Below are 15,538 nucleotides of genomic sequence, written 5' to 3' on the forward strand. Positions count from 1 at the left end.
ATGCTCACATCCAGTCGCCCGGCAACGTCCGCAACGCTATGTCCGCGATCGGTCACTTGCTTGACCGCTTCAATCTTGAACTCTTCCGTGTATCGCTTGCTACTCATAGACACCTCCACTTGGTTGCCAGCTTAAGGCTTCGAAGTGTCTAGTGAACCGGGGGCGATTCAGACACCTCCAGCCCGAGTTAATGCATCGGGGTTTTCCTGTAGGACCTCTGCCCAACCGGGCAAGCCCAGACTGCGCCTGCATTTGCGTGCTGAAAGGGCTTGCCAAGCGTTACCAAAGCAGCCATAGTTCGCACGCACGATTTCAAGCAGTGTTGTTGTGGCTTTCTCGCTGTCTTCCCTTGTCGGTACGCCAGTGGTAACCCCTCCTACTTGATTTTCGTCCGACGCGGGCGTCGCCCGTTCTTTGCACTTTTTTCTGGACGCTTCAAACATGGCAACTGGTACCGTCAAGTGGTTCAACGACTCCAAGGGTTTTGGCTTCATCACGCCGGATGGCGGCGGCGAAGACCTCTTTGCCCACTTCTCCGCGATTCAGTCCAAGGGTTTCCGCACCCTGGCTGAAAACCAACGCGTGAGCTTCGACATCACCGAAGGCCCGAAGGGCAAGCAGGCCTCCAACATCCGTCCGGAATAAGGCACGGATCCAGACTGGATTTGAAGCCCGGCCTAGGCCGGGCTTTTTGCTTTCAGCCCTCTCTTTTTTCGCTGCCCATGAAAGCCTGCTGCCCTTTGCCATTGTTGTTGCTGTTGTTGCAGCTCTTCCTGCTTCCGGTCGCCAGGGCCGAGGATATCGATACGCTGACAATGCGCCATGCGCCTGAGGCTTGGCTTGCCGGTCTGAAGCACAAGGACGTCGAAGTACTCAGCGTTGGCAACGGGCCGATGCGCGCCTATGTATTCATGCCACGCACGCCCGCACCGCAGGGCGCTCCGCTGGTCTTGCTGAATCATGGCTGGCTTGGGATGAATCCGAAGAACTTCGGCGCCTTGATCGATTTGCTGGTACGCCGTGGCGCCGTCCTGATCTACCCGGTCTATCAGGACGGCAATGCCACTGCGCCCCAGGATGTCACGCGTCTGGCTGGCCAGGCGAGCGCGGCGGCACTCGCATTGCTCCAGATGCGCAATCCCGAGCAAATCGATACCAATCGGACCCTATACATCGGTTTTTCCATGGGGGCAGCAATTTCACTCAACTTTGCGCTGGCACCACAGCGTTTCGGCCTCCCCGCCCCACGGGCAGTACTGCTGTTCGCACCGGGTGATGCCCATCATGTCGCCAAGGGAGAGGCTGCGCGCAGCATCATTGGCCCGATAGAACAATTACCTGTCGGCCTTCCCGTCGTGATCGCCACCGGCGCAGCTGACACAGGCATCGGCCTGCCAACAGCCCGTTTGCTGGCCTCCCGTTTATGCCATCTTCCAGCAGACAGGCGCTTGCTGCTGATTTTCCCCTCGGATCAGAACGGGGATAAGCGAGTACTGGCAGGCCACGGCTCACCGGGTGCGCCAGACAGTCGTTACGACTTCCCCGACAGCCGCGCGACTGTCCCCAATGCAATTCATCCCAGAGAGGGATTCGAGAGTTCTCCATCCCTAAACCAGCTGGATTTCTACGGTTATTGGCGGTTGGCCGGCCGCCTGCTCGACTGGGTGGGTGGCGCAGATTATCCGCAATCCCTGTTTGGTGATTCGCCGGAAAACCGTTTCCTCGGGCGATGGCCCGATGGCCGACCGTATACGCCTGCCAGTATCGAAAACCCCTGTTCCTGAAACACGAAAGGAGTCTTGTCCATGATCGTCTTAGTCAGCGGAGCCAGCGCCGGTTTCGGCGCAGCCATCAGCCGCCGGTTTCTTGAGGCTGGGCATGCCGTCATCGCTGTGGCACGCCGAAAGGAACGCCTCCAGGCGCTACAAGAGGAGTTTCCAGGTCATCCACTGCACATCGTGGAACTCGACGTCAGCCAACGGGAAGCCGTCCTGCAGGCAATTTCAACCCTCCCATCGGACTTCAGCCATATCGACCTGCTAGTGAACAACGCAGGACTGGACCTGGCTTTCCATAGGGATGGCACCACGGCGGCCATCGTCAATGGCAACTTCACACCACTGCCCGTACCGGTGTTTGCCAACCCTCCCGCACTCCGTCCAGCATCCGCTGTTCGCGAATGGGTGTTGGAGAATGCAGGAGCACGCCCCTGGGATCGTGATGAAATCGATCGACGCCTGATTGCCCAGATCCGTGCCGGCGAGGGGCGCATAATCGACTCGCAGGACGAGGTGGGTGGATATCCCCGCCCTGCGCCCGTCCATCGTTCACTGGATGTTCCTGTACGCGATATCGAATCCTGGCTGCGCAGTTTTGTGCGGAGTCAGGACTGAACCACCGCTTCTCGTTTCACAAGTCTCAACGGAAGGATCCCTCATGCCCCCCGCCTGGTATTCCAGAATGACTCCCGCTCCCAGTCGTTTTGACGAAAACTCCGGAGAAATCGGCTTTGCGGATGAGCGCACGGAAACCCGCCTTGCCTCGCAGGAAACCGTTTGTGTACCGCTTTCCCATCTGACGCTGATCGAAGCCAATGGAGAGGATGCTGCGGGCTTCCTGCACAACCTAACGTCCAATGACATCAAGAAGCTTCCGGCGGACAAGGCGCAGTTCAGCAGTCTCAACACTCCCAAAGGACGCATGCTGGCCAGCTTTCTCGTCTGGCGCACGGAGGCTGGCTTCAATCTGGCGCTGGCCAGTGATCTTCAGGCCGGCATCTCGAAGAAGCTGGGCATGTACGTGCTGCGCAGTAAGGTGAAGCTCGCTACGCCCGCCCGAATCCTTCTCGGGCTGGCCGGCACGGGAGCCGAAGCACTGTTGGCGGGACTAGAACTGCAGCCCCCTGGCCAAGATATGGGCGTCATTCGTACCGACAAGGCAAATGTCATTCGCCTGGCCCCGGACCGTTACATCCTGGATTGTCCGGAAGACACCGTGGACGCACTCTGGGGAGCATTGCTCGAAGGTGGCGCAAAAGCGGCGGGTACGGCTGCCTGGCGCTGGCTGGACATCCATGCCGGCCACCCCTTGATCACTGCGGCAAGCAGCGATGAGTTCGTGGCGCAGATGCTGAATTTCGAATTGCTGGGCGGCGTGAACTTCCAGAAAGGCTGTTACCCAGGGCAGGAAATCGTGGCCCGCACGCAATACCTGGGCAAGCTCAAGAAACGCATGTATCGGGCCCAGGTGCAGGAGGATAGCGGCGTACCTGTTGCCAGCATGGATCTTTATGCGCCCGAATTCGGCGCCCAATCCTGTGGCAAACTCGTATCGGTGGTTGCCGCGCCGGAGGCAGGCTTTGACGTGCTCGCCGTCATGCAGATCAGCGCGTTCGAAGCGGGAGAAGTACACCTCGGCGCGCCAGACGGCCCGCGCCTCGCGCTGGCGTCCCTGCCCTACGTGATCGACTGAGTGCAGGCATCGGGTATCTGAACCGAGAGGCCCTGCTGGGCAGCTCCTCTCAGCAAGATCAGGATCGAGCTCTCAGCGCGCCAGCGCCACCAGTTGATCCACGGCAGCGTGCAGTTCTTCGTCGGTCAACTGCGCACCGGCACGTGCCGGCATCTGTCCCTTGCCCTCGAATGCGCTCTTGTAAAGCGCGTCGATACCTTGCGCGATACGTGGAGCCCAGGCGGCCTTGTCACCGGCCTTGGGTGCGCCCAAGGCGCCGGTGCCATGACAGGCCGAGCAGACGGTCTGTACCAGTTGCTCGCCGGAGCGCCCGCCCGGCGCGGCCACCTCGTCACTCAGCGCCAGGCGCGCAACCGGCTGGATCAGCTCCGCCGTCTTTTCCTCATCGAGCGCTTTCTTGCCACAGGCTACAAGCGCTGCGAGAGAACACAGGACGATCAGGCCGCTCGACTTCTTTGAGAACATCGGCAACATGGTGGGGCACCCTCTGGGGAAATTATTGTCAGGACGCGATTATAGCCAGCTTGTGTGCCGACGGATTTGCACAGAGCGCGCATCCCCCTGTAGAATCCGCGCCTCGCTGCAACAAACCACGCATCCGTAGCTCAGCTGGATAGAGTACTGCCCTCCGAAGGCAGGGGTCGCACGTTCGAATCGTGTCGGATGCGCCAATCGCCCTTTCAGGGGCTCAGAGCAGCTGCCGGTCTGGTCAGGCAGCCCATCTTCCCTCTTCCTGCAGTCTGGTCGATCGCTCAACCAGATACCGCAAAACGTCCCTTCAGGCTTTCGATCACATGCGCCTCGCCTCGCACGTGGAAGAACGCGCCGTTCTCATCCGAGCGCTCTTCCAGCACTGCGCAGCTCGCATAGATCTCGCCACGCCCTTGCTGTGCGGACCACGGCAGGAACAGCTCGGTCTCGACCAGATCGCGCTGGAAGAACTCCACGATGGTCCGGTGAAGGCGCGCCACATCCGCCGGATCGCGTGCACTCATGACGATGCAGCCCGGATATGAAGCCTCCAGCCGCGCCCGGCATTCGGACTGCGCAAGCGCATCACCGACGAAGTCAATCTTGTTGAAGATGCGCAGACGCGGGATTTCGTGCGCGTCGATTTCCCCGAGCACGACTTCGGTCACCTCGCGCTGACGCTCGAACCCCGGGTCCGACGCATCGACCACGTGCAGCAGCAAGGAAGCATCCAGCGCCTCGTCCAGCGTGGATTTGAACGAAGCCACGAGGCCGTGCGGCAGGTTCTTGATGAAGCCCACCGTATCGCTGACCAGCACCCGGGGAACGCTTTCCGGATACAGCGCCCGTACGGTGGTGTCGAGCGTGGCGAAAAGCTTGTTTTCGACCAGCACCTCACTGCCTGTGAGCGCGCGCATCAGCGTGGATTTGCCGGCGTTGGTGTAGCCGACCAGCGCAACGCCAGCGAGCCCCTGGCGTTCCTGGCGCCGTGCGCGCTGGGTCTTGCGCTCGGCCTCCATGGCCAGGATTTCGAGCTGCAATTCGGCAATGCGATCACGGATCTTGCGGCGGTCCAGCTCGGTGTGCGACTCCCCTGCCCCACGCCCTCCCACACCGCTGCGCTGCCGCCCTTGCGGGCCGGCGAGCTTGGCGGCCTCGCGCAGGCGGGGAGCCATGTAGCCCAGCCGGGCGATCTCCACCTGGGCTCTGGCCGCGCGGCTGCGCGCATTGCGGTGGAAGATCTCGAGGATGACCATGGTCCGGTCCATCACCTCGCAGCCCGTCTCCAGTTCGAGATTGCGGGCCTGCGAAGGCGAAATCTCGTGGTCGACGAGAATCATCCCGATCTCTTCGCCCGTGTCCGCCGTCTCCTCATCCCCGGCATGCGCAGCGATGAAGGCTGCAAGCTCCTGGCGTTTGCCGATGCCGAGGTAGCCCGTGGTGTCGAAGCTGCCGCGTTTCTGGATGAAGGTATCCACCACCCGGAAGCCCAGGGTCCGGGCCAACTCCCGCAACTCCGCGAGTGAAGACTCGAACTCCAGATCGCTCACGCTGGGTAGCTGCACGGCGGCAACCACCGCACGCAGGGCTTTCTCTTGTACTTCTGTTCGCATTCAGGGGAGCCTGTCGGAGAGGACGAGGCCGGATAGTACCCGTCAACCGCCACGAATCCGCACCACCGCAGGAGAAATCCCTTAACGCAGGCTGCCGCGCTTCCGGCTCACCAGCAGCATCACCGAGGTCGTCAGCGCGATAGTCACCGAGCTCATCGCCATACCCTGCCCCACCGAGCCCTGTTCGAACTGACGCCAGATGAACAGCGACACGGTCTGCACACCGGTGGGCGCCAGCAACAGGGAAGCCACCAACTCGCGCGACGCAATCGCGAACACCAGCAACATCGCCGCGCCCAGGCTGGGCCACACCAGCGGCAGCAAAATCCTGCGCAGCGTCACGACCATGCCAGCGCCATGCACGCGTGCGGCGGCTTCCAGGTTCTCGCCGATCTGCTGCAAGGCCGCGTTGGCATAGCGCACCGGATAAGGCAGGAACAGACAGCAATACGCCAGCAACAGGATCACCCACGTGTTGTAGGGCGTGGCCGGCCAGAAACCCTGATTCCAGGCGAGGATGAGGCCCACCCCAACCACCACGCCGGGCATGGTGTTGGGCAGCAGCGACAGCGCATCGATGATCGCCCGCCCGCGCGTGCGCAGCCTGACCACGCAATACGCCACCAGCAGTCCCAGCAACCCCGTCAGCATGGCGGCACCCAGGCCGAGCGAAAGGCTGGTGAGCAGCGCTCGCGTGGCATTGCCGCCCTGCGTCAGGATGGCTTCGAAATGCCGTGTGGAAAGGTTGGCAACGCTCAGACCACCGGACAAGGTGCCGCTGAACGCTGTGGCGAGGATGGAAAACAGCGGTGCGATGCTGGCAACGCTGGCCGTTGCGGCAAACAGCGCCAGCGCCGGCAGCTTCCAGGCGCCCAGCTCGCGCGGCGCCTGTTCGCCGGGCTTGCCGGTCAGCGTTTCATAGCTGCGCCCGGCAGTCAGGCGACGCTGGGCGATGAAAGCGAACATCGCCATCACCACCAGCAACACGGAAAGCAGCGAAGCTCCGGGCAGATCGATGGGCCAATCCGAAAAACGCCGCTCGATGCCGGTCACCAGCACGAAGAAGCCCGCATTGGAGGCCAGCACGGCAGGCGTGCCGTATTCCTCGATAGCCATGGCGAACACCAGCAACAGGCTCGCCGCGATGCCCGGCAGCGCCAGGGGCAGGCTGATACGCCAGAAACAGCGCCAGGGATTGCCGCCAAACACGCGCCCGACCTCTGCCAGACGCCCCGCCGAGCCGGCCATGCCGCGCGAAACGGCGAAGTACACCACCGGAAACACATTCAGCGTCATCACGAAGACCACGCCGGAAAACGAGAACAGGAAACCGCCCAGATGGCTTCCCGCCAGTTGTTGCAGATAACCGGCCGGTTGCAGCAGCAGAATCCAGCCCAGCGCCGCGATGTACGGCGGAATCATGAACGGCAGCAGGAACAGCAGATCCCAGAAGCGCGCGCCCGGCACGCGGCAAAGCCCCCGCAGGCATCCCAACGGAATGCCCAGCAAAGCCGAGAGCAGTACCACGCACGCCCCCAGGCGCAAGGTATTGCCAATCAGCTCCAGCAGCGCTGGATTGCTCAGGGTCTCGCCCAGATGCGCCAGCGGCCGCGCCCAGGAGCCCTGCGCAAGATCGGGAAAGATCGCTTGCAGGAGGACCGCGCCGATCGGCAGCACGACGATGGCCCCCAGGGCGGACAGGGTCAGAAGCAGCAGGACGCGGTTGGCGCGCATGACGATCCCGGCGAGAGAAACGGAAAAAACAGAAAGCCCCTGGGCCGGAAGCCTGCCAGTAGCACGGCCCGGCTCAGGGTGATCACGGAGAAGGCCGGCTTACTTGCGGCCGAACAGCGCGGAGAAGCGCTCCAGCAAGCTCTTGCGCGCGGCCTGGGCGCCCTCGCCTTCGGGGGGCAGCACCTTGATCTCGCTGGCGGGCTTGCGCTTGGCGGCAACATCGCTGCGCGCCGGCATCAGGTAAACATCCGCCACCAGTGCCTGCCCCTTGGGCGAAAGTACGTAGTCGACGAACTTCTTCGCATCCTCCTGCGCCTTGGAGGACTTCAGGATCATCATCGGCCGTGCCGCCACGATGGTGCCACTGGCAGGAAAGATCACCTCCACGTTCTCCCCCTTGGCGACGGCGGCCAGCGTCACGTAGTCCACCGCGCCGAATACCGCCGCCTTGGCGCCTTGCAGCACCGGATTGAGCGCGGCGGCATTGGCGCCGCCCACGGCCATGCCATTGGCTTTCAGCGCTTCGAAGAGCTTCCAGGCGCGGTCCCCCTGCGCAGCCTGCAGGCCGGAGAGCAGCTCCAGCGCGGTGCCGGAGGATGCCGGGTCGGGCATGTTCACCTTGTCCTTGAACTCGGGCTTCGCGAGATCGGCCCAGTCGGTGGGGCGCGGCGTGCCGCTCTTCGGGTTCCATACGATGGCCAGTGCGGAAAGCCCCTGAGCCACGTAGGCCGGGCCCTTGTAGGCTGCCGGCACCCTGGCGGCATTGGCGCTCTGCCATTGCAGCAGCCAGCCGCGCTTGTCCAGATCCAGCGCGCTTTCCCAGCTCGCCGAGATCACCACGTCGGCACGCGGATTGGCCGCTTCGGCCTCCAGGCGGCGGTATAGATGGTCAGGGCGTGGGCGGCGGGGCTCAGCAAGGTGCCAAGCGCCAGGCTCAGACTGAGAAGGCGTTGCTTCATGATGTGATTCTCCGGTGGAAAACGTTCAGGAACAGACAGGAAAACAGCGCAGGCGAGACCAGTCGAAGGCAATAGAAACCGCCTCGCCGACGCGCAGACGCTGAGAGCTCAGGAGCACCAGCTCGCTGCCGGGCAGATCGGCGGCATCCAGGCTGGTGGCGTATTGACCATTGCGATAGCGCTGCGCCATCACACGGGTGTGCAGATCGGCCTCTTCCGGTGCCGCATGGCGCACGGCGGCATGCGGCACGAAGAGACGGCCCGGTCCGGTGGTGGCCACGCGTTGCCAATGCCCACGAGCCACCTGCGGTGCGGCCAGCTCGCGGCCTCCCGCCAGACGCCAGCCCTGCGGCGTGGCCTCGCCTGCCAGCAGGACACCGAGCTTGAGGAAATCCGCCACCACGGCGTTGGCCGGCTCGGTCACCAGCGTGTCCGGCGAAGCTAGCTGGCTGATGTGGCCGGCATCCATCACGGCCACGTTGTCGGCCAGCGCAAAGGCTTCCTCGTGATCGTGGGTGACGTAGACCGCCGTGGTGCCCAACTCGCGCAGCAGACGACCAATTTCGCCGCACAGCGTTTCGCGCAGGTCGCGGTCGAGGTTGGACAAGGGCTCGTCGAACAGCAGCAGGCGCGGGCGCGCAACGATGGCGCGCGCCAGCGCCACGCGCTGCTGCTGCCCGCCGGAAAGGCTGCCGGGCTGGCGTGCGGCGAATCCGGCGAGCCCCACCAGGGCCAGCGCCTCATCGCTGCGGCGCACGCATTCGGCACGTGCCACGCCCCGCATCTCCAACGGGAAGGACACATTGCGTCCGACCGTCATGTGCGGCCATAGCGCGTAATCCTGGAAAACCATGCCCAGCCCGCGTTTCTCCGGCGGCAGGCAGAGCCCCTGCCCTGCCACGCGTTGCCCGTCGATGCGGATCTCGCCCGCATCGGCCTCAAGCATGCCGGCAATCAGCTTGAGCAAGGTGGTCTTGCCACAGCCCGAAGGGCCCAGCAGCGCCAGGATCTGCCCGGAGGCCAGCCCCAGGTGGATGTCGTCGAGAACGGTATGGGCGCCGAAGCGGCGTGTCAGCCCGGTCAGTTCGAGGCCGGCCGTATCGGATCGTGCCGACGATGGAAGCGGATTCATGGGGCCGCAGCGTATTGCGGGTTCGTTACAGCGAAATGACAGTCGCGATACCGGGCGGCACCATGGCCTGCGCCAAACCCCGCCTCGCGCAATACCGCCCGGATTCAGAATCCCATTACAGGTCTGGATTCCGGCCTGCGCCGGAATGACGCCGGCTCAAGCGGATGGACGTCTGGCAAAACCGCTTTCGCGGCAATCGCTTATCAGCATTCCGGCAAACCTAATGCACCACGAATGTCATATGCAAATGAAACGGCGGCTACTAAGCACCCCAGGAAAACGTATTTTGGCGCAGCGGCATATTCCTCAAGAATGGTCCCGGCAGTTACCGGGCCGGGAAAGCCATTTCTCCGGCTGCGCCCCGGCGCCCAAGGAAAAAAACCGAGGAACAAGCAATGCATACTTCGCACCCGATGCAGCGTCGCATCTCCCGCCGTGTCCTTTCACTGATCACCGGCCTGGCAATCGCCGTCGGCGCCAGTGCCATCGCCAAACCCGCGCTGGCCGAAGGGCAGATCCGCATCGCCGAGCAGTTCGGCATCGTCTACCTGCTGCTGAACGTCGCGCAGGACCAGAAACTGATCGAAAAGCACAGCAAGGCCCAGGGCATCGACATCAAGGTTGAATTCATCAAGCTCTCGGGCGGTGCCAATGTGAATGACGCACTCCTGGCCGGCAACATCGACATCGCCGGTGCCGGCGTCGGCCCGCTGCTGACGATCTGGGATCGCACCGTGGGCCGCCAGAACGTGCGCGGCGTGGCCTCGCTGGGCAACTTCCCGTACTACCTGGTGAGCAACAATCCGAACGTGAAAACCATCGCGGACTTCACCGACAAGGACCGCATCGCGGTGCCCTCGGTATCCGTCTCCGTACAGTCCCGCGTACTGCAGCTGGCCTCAGCCAAGCTCTGGGGTGACAAGGAATTCGCCCGCCTGGACCGCCTGCAGGTCGCCGTGCCGCACCCGGATGCCGCCGCCGCGATCATCAAGGGCGGCACCGAGATCAGTGCGCACTTCGGCAACCCGCCGTTCCAGGAACAGGAGCTGGCTGGCAACCCGAATGCCCGCATCGTGCTCAATTCCTATGAAGTTCTCGGCGGCCCGGCCTCGGCCACCGACCGTGCTCTACGCCACCGAGAAATTCCGCAAGGACAACCCGAAGACCTACAAGGCCTTCATTGACGGGCTCAACGAAGCGGCCCGGCTGATCGCGGGCAACCCCGAGCAGGCCGCCGACATCTTCATCCGCACCAACAACTCCAAGGTCGACCGCAACCTGATCCTGTCGATCATCAAGAACCCCGAGGTGCAGTTCAAGCTCACGCCGGAAAACACCTACGGCCTGGCTGAATTTCTGCACCGCGTGGGCGCGATCAAGAACAAGCCCGCCTCGGTGAAGGATTACTTCTTCGACGACGCGCACGTCGCCACCGGCAGCTGATCGGCCATGAACAAGGTCAGCAGCCTGAAGATGCCCGCTTCCGACACTCCGACGCCGCTGCTCGATGTCGACGGCGTCAGCCTGGAATACCGCACGCCGAAGCGCCTGGTGCGCGCCACCCACCGCGTGAGCTTCGCCGTGCATGAAGCCGACCGCTTCGTGCTGCTCGGCGCCTCGGGCTGCGGCAAATCCACGCTGCTCAAGGCCGCCGCCGGCTTCATCCAGCCGGTGGAAGGCGAGATCCGCCTCGACGGGCAGCGCGTCGCCCGCCCCGGGCCGGACCGCATCGTGGTGTTCCAGGAATTCGACCAGCTTCCGCCCTGGAAAACGGTGAAGGAAAACGTGATCTTCCCGCTGCTGGCCTCGCGCACGCTGGGGCGCCGCGAAGCCGCGGAACGCGCCCTGCACTACCTGGACAAGGTCGGGCTGTCGCGCTTCGCCGATGCCTATCCGCACACGCTCTCCGGTGGCATGAAACAGCGCGTGGCCATCGCCCGCGCGCTGGCCATGCAGCCGCGCATCCTGCTCATGGACGAGCCCTTCGCCGCGCTGGACGCGCTGACCCGCCGCAAGATGCAGGAGGAGCTGCTGGCGCTGTGGGAGGAAGTGCGCTTCACGCTGCTCTTCGTCACCCATTCGATCGAGGAAGCGCTGATCGTGGGCAACCGCATCGGCATCCTCTCGCCGCATCCCGGCCGCGTGCGCGCCGAGATCAACAGCCACGAATTCAGCCTGCAAAGCCAGGGCGGCACGGAATTCCAGCTCGCCACCCAGCGCATCCATCGCCTGCTCTTCGACGAGGAATATCCCGTCTCGCGGCAGGCAGAACCCGCGCGCAAGATCGCATGAGCCTCATCAATCCGCCCGTCCGCCCCGAGTACGAACGCCTGCTGGAAGAGATCCCGCCGCGCGAGGCCACGCGCCCGCTGCACTGGAGCAACCGCCTGTGGCAGCAGGCCTGGCTGCGGCGCACCGCGATCCTCATCGTGCTCGCCATCCTCTGGGAGATCATCGCCCGCCAGCAGAATAACGATCTGCTGCTGCCCACCTTCCTGCAGACCGCTTCGGCGCTGCGCGAAGGCCTGGCTGGCGGCGAACTGCTGCGCCGCGCCGGCATCTCGCTTACCGTGCTGATCCAGGGCTACGCCTACGGCATCGTGGCGGCCTTCGCGCTGACCACACTGGCCGTCTCCACGCAGCTCGGGCGCGATCTGCTGTCCACGCTCACCGCGATGTTCAATCCCCTGCCGGCCATCGCGCTGCTGCCGCTGGCACTGCTGTGGTTCGGCCTCGGGCATGGCAGCCTGATCTTCGTGCTGATCCATTTGGTGCTCTGGCCACTGGCGCTCAATACCTACGCCGGCTTCCAGGGCGTGCCCGAAACCCTGCGCATGGCCGGCCGCAACTACGGCCTGGGCGGCCTGCGCTACGTACTGCAGATCCTGGTGCCCGCCGCGCTGCCCGCAATCCTTTCCGGCCTCAAGATCGGCTGGGCTTTCGCCTGGCGCACCCTGATCGCGGCCGAACTGGTGTTCGGCGCATCCTCCGGCAAGAGCGGGCTGGGCTGGTACATCTTCCAGAACCGCAACGAACTCTTCACCGACCGCGTCTTCGCCGGCCTGGTACTGGTGATCCTGATCGGCCTGGCCGTCGAAACGCTCGGCTTCCAGACGCTCGAACGGCTCACCGTGCGCCGCTGGGGCCTGCAGCGCTGATTTCTTTCCGCATTCCCTTTACCTTCTTCCGGCTTCCTCACCGTCATGGACCTGACCCGTTTCCCTCGCGTGCGCCTCACCCAGTCGCCCACGCCCATCGAATTCCTGCCGCGCATCACCGAATATCTCGGCGGACCGGAGATCTACATCAAGCGCGATGACAACACCGGGCTCGCCACCGGCGGCAACAAGACGCGCAAGCTCGAATTCCTGATCGGCGACGCGCTGGCCAAAGGCGCGACGCACGTGGTCACGCAGGGCGCCACGCAATCCAACCACGTGCGCCAGACCATCGCCGCCGCCGCCCGCCACGGCCTCAAAGCCACCGCGCTGCTGGAGCAGCGCGTGGGCGACGCGCACGACGATTACTATGCCAACGGCAATCTGCTGCTCGACCGCATTCTGGGCGCCTCGCTGGAAACGCGCGCAGCCGGCAGCGACATGAACGCGGAGCTGGAAGCCGTGGGGGAACGCCTCAGGGCCGCCGGCGAAAAGCCCTATCTGATCCCCGGCGGCGGCTCCAATCCCATTGGCGCGCTGGGTTACGTGGTCGCCGCGCAGGAAATCCTCTGGCATGCCAACGAACACGGTCTGCATTTCGACCAGGTGATCCACGCCACCGGCAGCACCGGCACCCAAGCTGGCCTGGTGGCGGGCCTGCAAGGCCTCAACAGTGGTATTCCGGTACTCGGCATCAGCGTGCGCGCAGCGCGCGCGAAGCAGGAGGAAAACGTGCTGCGCCTGGCCCGCCAGACCTGGGATCTGCTCGGCCTGCCCGGTGAGCTGGGCGCGGAAACCGTGCAGGCAAATTCGGATTACGTCGGCCCCGGCTACGGCATCCCCACACCGGGCATGATCGAAGCCGTGGAGCTGCTGGCGCGTTTCGAAGGAATCCTGCTCGACCCGGTCTACTCCGGCAAGGGCTTTGCCGGCCTGATCGATCTGGTGCGCAAGGGGCACTATCGGAAAGGGCAAAAACTGCTGTTCGTGCATACCGGCGGCGCTGCCGGCCTCTTCGCCTACCGCACGGTCTTCACACCGGAGAACGAATCGTGGCGGCATCCGCACTGATCGGCGTGCTGGGCGGCATGGAACCGCTGGCCACCGTCGACTTCCTGCACAAGATCGTCGAGGAAACTCCGGCAGCGACCGATCAGGAGCACGTGCCCGTGGTGTGCTGGAACGTGCCGCAGATCCCGGATCGCCAGCACGCGCTGGCCGGACGCGGCCCCTCGCCACTGCCCGCGATGCTGCAGGGCATCGTCAGACTTGCGGCCGCAGGTGCCACGCGCATCGTGGTGCCCTGCAACACCGCACACTGCTGGTTCGACGAATTGCAGGCCGCCAGCCCCGTGCCCTTGATCCATATCGTGGATGCCAGCCTGGCGGCGCTGCTGGTGGGTGAGGACGACGAGCGCGTCGGCCTGATCGCTTCGCGCGGCACGCTGGAATCCGGCCTCTACCAGCGCCGCCTGGATAGCGCGGGCATTCCCTGGCTCGCCAACAGCGATGCCGAGATCGAGGAATTGTTCGTCCCCGGCTGCTACGCCGTCAAACGCAACGCGCTGCACGAAGGCGCCCTGCTGCTGGCCCGCGCGGCGGAGCGCCTCGTCGAGCGTGGCGCCAACCGCCTGATTCTTGCCTGCACCGAAGTGCCGCTGGCATTGCGCCGGATCGATTCACCGCTGCTGGGCATCAGCATCGACACCAATCAGGCACTGGCCGGGGCCTGCGTGGATTACTGGCTGGCCGCCAGCCGGCACGCCGCGCGACAAGTCGCCTGACCCTCGAATATGCCGTTCCTGTCGCGCGTCTTCGCTCGTTTTTCCCTGCGGCAAACCGCTCGAGAGCCATTGGCACCTCAGGACGAAGCCCCGCTCGCGGAAACGGAAACACAACCGCTGCTGTGCAAGCCACTGGCGGAACACGCCCCGACACAGCCGGATTCCGGCCTCATCTGGTTTGGCCCCTGCCCGCCATTCACGCCCAAGGATTAGGCATGCGGGCCAGCGGCGGATGACTCAGTTTCGCGGCAAGCGGTACGTTTCGAATTCCGCGTTGCCCAGCATCTCGCCGTCGTAGATCGTGGATTCGGGCAGCCCGTTGAGCAGCAGCTTGATCATGCGCGCCACGAAGCTGTGTGCCACCAGCAGCACGGGCTCATGCGCACCCTCGCGCAGCCGTGTCAGCCCGCGTTCGACGCGCATCTTCACCTCGCGGATGGTTTCCCCGCCGGGCGGCGCCGCATCCCATTCCCGCACGATGCCACCATGCCACAGCTCGGCGTACTGACTCTCCAGCTCTTCCTGCCCGAGCCCCTCGAACACGCCAAAGGCCCGCTCGCGGAATTCCTCCATCAGCACCATCTCCAGCCCCTGGCGCTGCGCCACGTAGCCTGCCGTCTGCCGCGCCCGCAACAGAGGAGACACCGCCAGCAGGCCGATCCCCGCCGGCACCCGCTCGGCCAGCGCCTTCGCCTGCGCCAGCCCGGTTTCATCCAGCGGCTCATCGGTACTGCCCTGAAAACGCCACTCACGATTCAGACGCGTCTGCCCATGCCGGGCCACATACAAGGTGATTGCTTCAGTCATGACCTACAGCTCACGGATCAGGAAATGGCGGCATGTGCCGCGCGGGATCAGGGTGTAAGGATACGCGCGTTCGGATTCGAGGGCTTTGCGCTGGTACGGGACAGATTGATGACACGTATACGGGAGTAGCACCGGATCGTTTAGAAACTATTAGTTACTATCGCTTGAAGCGACGTCTTTTTAGTTCATAAAAATGCTTTTATGATATTTCGTCTAGCATCGATCATTGAACAGACGATTGAATCGCCCCCGGTTCACTAGACACTTCGAAGCCTTAAGCTGGCAACCAAGTGGAGGTGTCTATGAGTAGCAAGCGATACACGGAAGAGTTCAAGATTGAAGCGGTCAAGCAAGTGACCGATCGCGGACATAGCGTTGCGGACGTTGCCGGGCGACTGGATGTGAGCAT

Annotated in this window: 19 protein-coding genes and 1 tRNA gene; 12 read left to right on the forward strand and 8 right to left on the reverse strand. The window is 63.9% G+C overall.

The window, feature by feature from the left end:
* Positions 1–107 (reverse strand): transposase (locus tag BGI27_RS15580; RefSeq protein WP_141239830.1); only part of this gene is annotated, 107 nt, incomplete at its 3' end.
* Positions 108–441: 334 nt separating this feature from the next.
* On the opposite strand from BGI27_RS15580, the gene BGI27_RS15585 reads away from it, so the two are divergent.
* The 4 genes from BGI27_RS15585 (at position 442) to ygfZ (ending at position 3,471) form a co-directional block, all read left to right on the forward strand.
* Positions 442–645, forward strand: a complete 204-nt coding sequence (locus BGI27_RS15585) for a cold-shock protein (RefSeq protein WP_095525744.1) — start codon at positions 442–444, stop codon at positions 643–645.
* A 77-nt stretch (positions 646–722) separates the two neighbouring features.
* Entirely contained in the window at positions 723–1,784 is a 1,062-nt protein-coding gene (locus BGI27_RS15590) for a dienelactone hydrolase family protein (protein WP_095530386.1), read from the forward strand.
* 21 nt (positions 1,785–1,805) lie between these two features.
* On the forward strand, positions 1,806–2,393 hold the full coding sequence (locus tag BGI27_RS15595; RefSeq protein WP_095525746.1) for an SDR family NAD(P)-dependent oxidoreductase: 588 nt from the start codon (positions 1,806–1,808) through the stop codon (positions 2,391–2,393).
* Between the two features lie 43 nt (positions 2,394–2,436).
* Complete coding sequence (ygfZ, locus tag BGI27_RS15600) at positions 2,437–3,471, forward strand: CAF17-like 4Fe-4S cluster assembly/insertion protein YgfZ (RefSeq protein ID WP_095525747.1); 1,035 nt, start codon at positions 2,437–2,439, stop codon at positions 3,469–3,471.
* A 72-nt stretch (positions 3,472–3,543) separates the two neighbouring features.
* On the opposite strand, the gene BGI27_RS15605 is transcribed toward ygfZ, so the two are convergent.
* Positions 3,544–3,945: a c-type cytochrome gene (locus tag BGI27_RS15605; RefSeq protein WP_095525748.1), complete on the reverse strand. Its 402-nt coding sequence runs from the start codon at positions 3,943–3,945 to the stop codon at positions 3,544–3,546.
* A gap of 120 nt (positions 3,946–4,065) precedes the next feature.
* Here BGI27_RS15605 and BGI27_RS15610 point away from each other — a divergent pair.
* Positions 4,066–4,142: transfer RNA gene (locus BGI27_RS15610), tRNA-Arg, on the forward strand.
* Positions 4,143–4,223: 81 nt separating this feature from the next.
* On the opposite strand, the gene hflX is transcribed toward BGI27_RS15610, so the two are convergent.
* The 5 genes from hflX to BGI27_RS15630 all read right to left on the reverse strand — a co-directional run bounded on the left by hflX (position 4,224) and on the right by BGI27_RS15630 (position 9,380).
* Positions 4,224–5,555, reverse strand: a complete 1,332-nt coding sequence (hflX, locus tag BGI27_RS15615; protein ID WP_095525749.1) for a GTPase HflX — start codon at positions 5,553–5,555, stop codon at positions 4,224–4,226.
* A gap of 81 nt (positions 5,556–5,636) precedes the next feature.
* Entirely contained in the window at positions 5,637–7,289 is a 1,653-nt protein-coding gene (locus tag BGI27_RS15620) for an ABC transporter permease (protein ID WP_095525750.1), read from the reverse strand.
* Between the two features lie 99 nt (positions 7,290–7,388).
* Positions 7,389–8,129, reverse strand: a complete 741-nt coding sequence (locus BGI27_RS15625; RefSeq protein ID WP_239591168.1) for an extracellular solute-binding protein — start codon at positions 8,127–8,129, stop codon at positions 7,389–7,391.
* The gene (locus tag BGI27_RS18580; protein WP_263406640.1) at positions 8,123–8,248 is read right to left on the reverse strand and encodes a hypothetical protein; all 126 of its coding nucleotides are present in this window, start codon (positions 8,246–8,248) and stop codon (positions 8,123–8,125) included. Before BGI27_RS18580 ends, BGI27_RS15625 begins: the two co-directional genes overlap by 7 nt.
* A 25-nt stretch (positions 8,249–8,273) precedes the next feature.
* Positions 8,274–9,380 (reverse strand): ABC transporter ATP-binding protein, encoded by a 1,107-nt coding sequence (locus BGI27_RS15630; protein WP_095525752.1) that lies wholly within the window; start codon positions 9,378–9,380, stop codon positions 8,274–8,276.
* Positions 9,381–9,775: 395 nt separating this feature from the next.
* Here BGI27_RS15630 and BGI27_RS15635 point away from each other — a divergent pair, with 395 nt between their 5' ends.
* The 6 genes from BGI27_RS15635 to cuyB are packed head-to-tail and all read left to right on the forward strand — an operon-like array spanning position 9,776 to position 14,322.
* Positions 9,776–10,564 carry an ABC transporter substrate-binding protein gene (locus BGI27_RS15635; protein ID WP_223871845.1) on the forward strand — a complete coding sequence of 263 codons (789 nt, stop codon included), beginning with the start codon at positions 9,776–9,778 and terminating at the stop codon, positions 10,562–10,564.
* Positions 10,503–10,823, forward strand: coding sequence for a substrate-binding domain-containing protein (locus tag BGI27_RS18270; RefSeq protein WP_223871846.1), 321 nt, complete (start codon positions 10,503–10,505; stop codon positions 10,821–10,823). The genes BGI27_RS15635 and BGI27_RS18270 overlap by 62 nt, the downstream gene beginning before the upstream one ends.
* 6 nt (positions 10,824–10,829) lie before the next feature.
* Positions 10,830–11,672 (forward strand): ABC transporter ATP-binding protein, encoded by an 843-nt coding sequence (locus tag BGI27_RS15640; protein ID WP_095525753.1) that lies wholly within the window; start codon positions 10,830–10,832, stop codon positions 11,670–11,672.
* Positions 11,669–12,538 (forward strand): ABC transporter permease, encoded by an 870-nt coding sequence (locus BGI27_RS15645; RefSeq protein ID WP_095525754.1) that lies wholly within the window; start codon positions 11,669–11,671, stop codon positions 12,536–12,538. The genes BGI27_RS15640 and BGI27_RS15645 overlap by 4 nt, the downstream gene beginning before the upstream one ends.
* Before the next feature lie 45 nt (positions 12,539–12,583).
* Complete coding sequence (gene cuyA / locus BGI27_RS15650; protein WP_095525755.1) at positions 12,584–13,609, forward strand: D-cysteate sulfo-lyase; 1,026 nt, start codon at positions 12,584–12,586, stop codon at positions 13,607–13,609.
* Positions 13,591–14,322, forward strand: a complete 732-nt coding sequence (cuyB, locus tag BGI27_RS15655) for a cysteate racemase (RefSeq protein WP_223871847.1) — start codon at positions 13,591–13,593, stop codon at positions 14,320–14,322. Before cuyA ends, cuyB begins: the two co-directional genes overlap by 19 nt.
* A gap of 237 nt (positions 14,323–14,559) precedes the next feature.
* Here cuyB and BGI27_RS15660 read toward each other — a convergent pair whose 3' ends face one another.
* A complete protein-coding gene (locus tag BGI27_RS15660; protein ID WP_095525758.1) occupies positions 14,560–15,129 on the reverse strand; it encodes a histidine phosphatase family protein in 570 nt (189 codons plus the stop codon).
* Positions 15,130–15,431: 302 nt separating this feature from the next.
* Between BGI27_RS15660 and BGI27_RS15665 the strand changes: the two genes are divergently transcribed.
* On the forward strand, positions 15,432–15,538 hold a 107-nt coding region (locus BGI27_RS15665), incomplete at its 3' end, for a transposase (RefSeq protein WP_141239830.1).

The organism is Candidatus Dactylopiibacterium carminicum, assembly GCF_014736495.1.
Taxonomy (GTDB): domain Bacteria; phylum Pseudomonadota; class Gammaproteobacteria; order Burkholderiales; family Rhodocyclaceae; genus Uliginosibacterium; species Uliginosibacterium carminicum.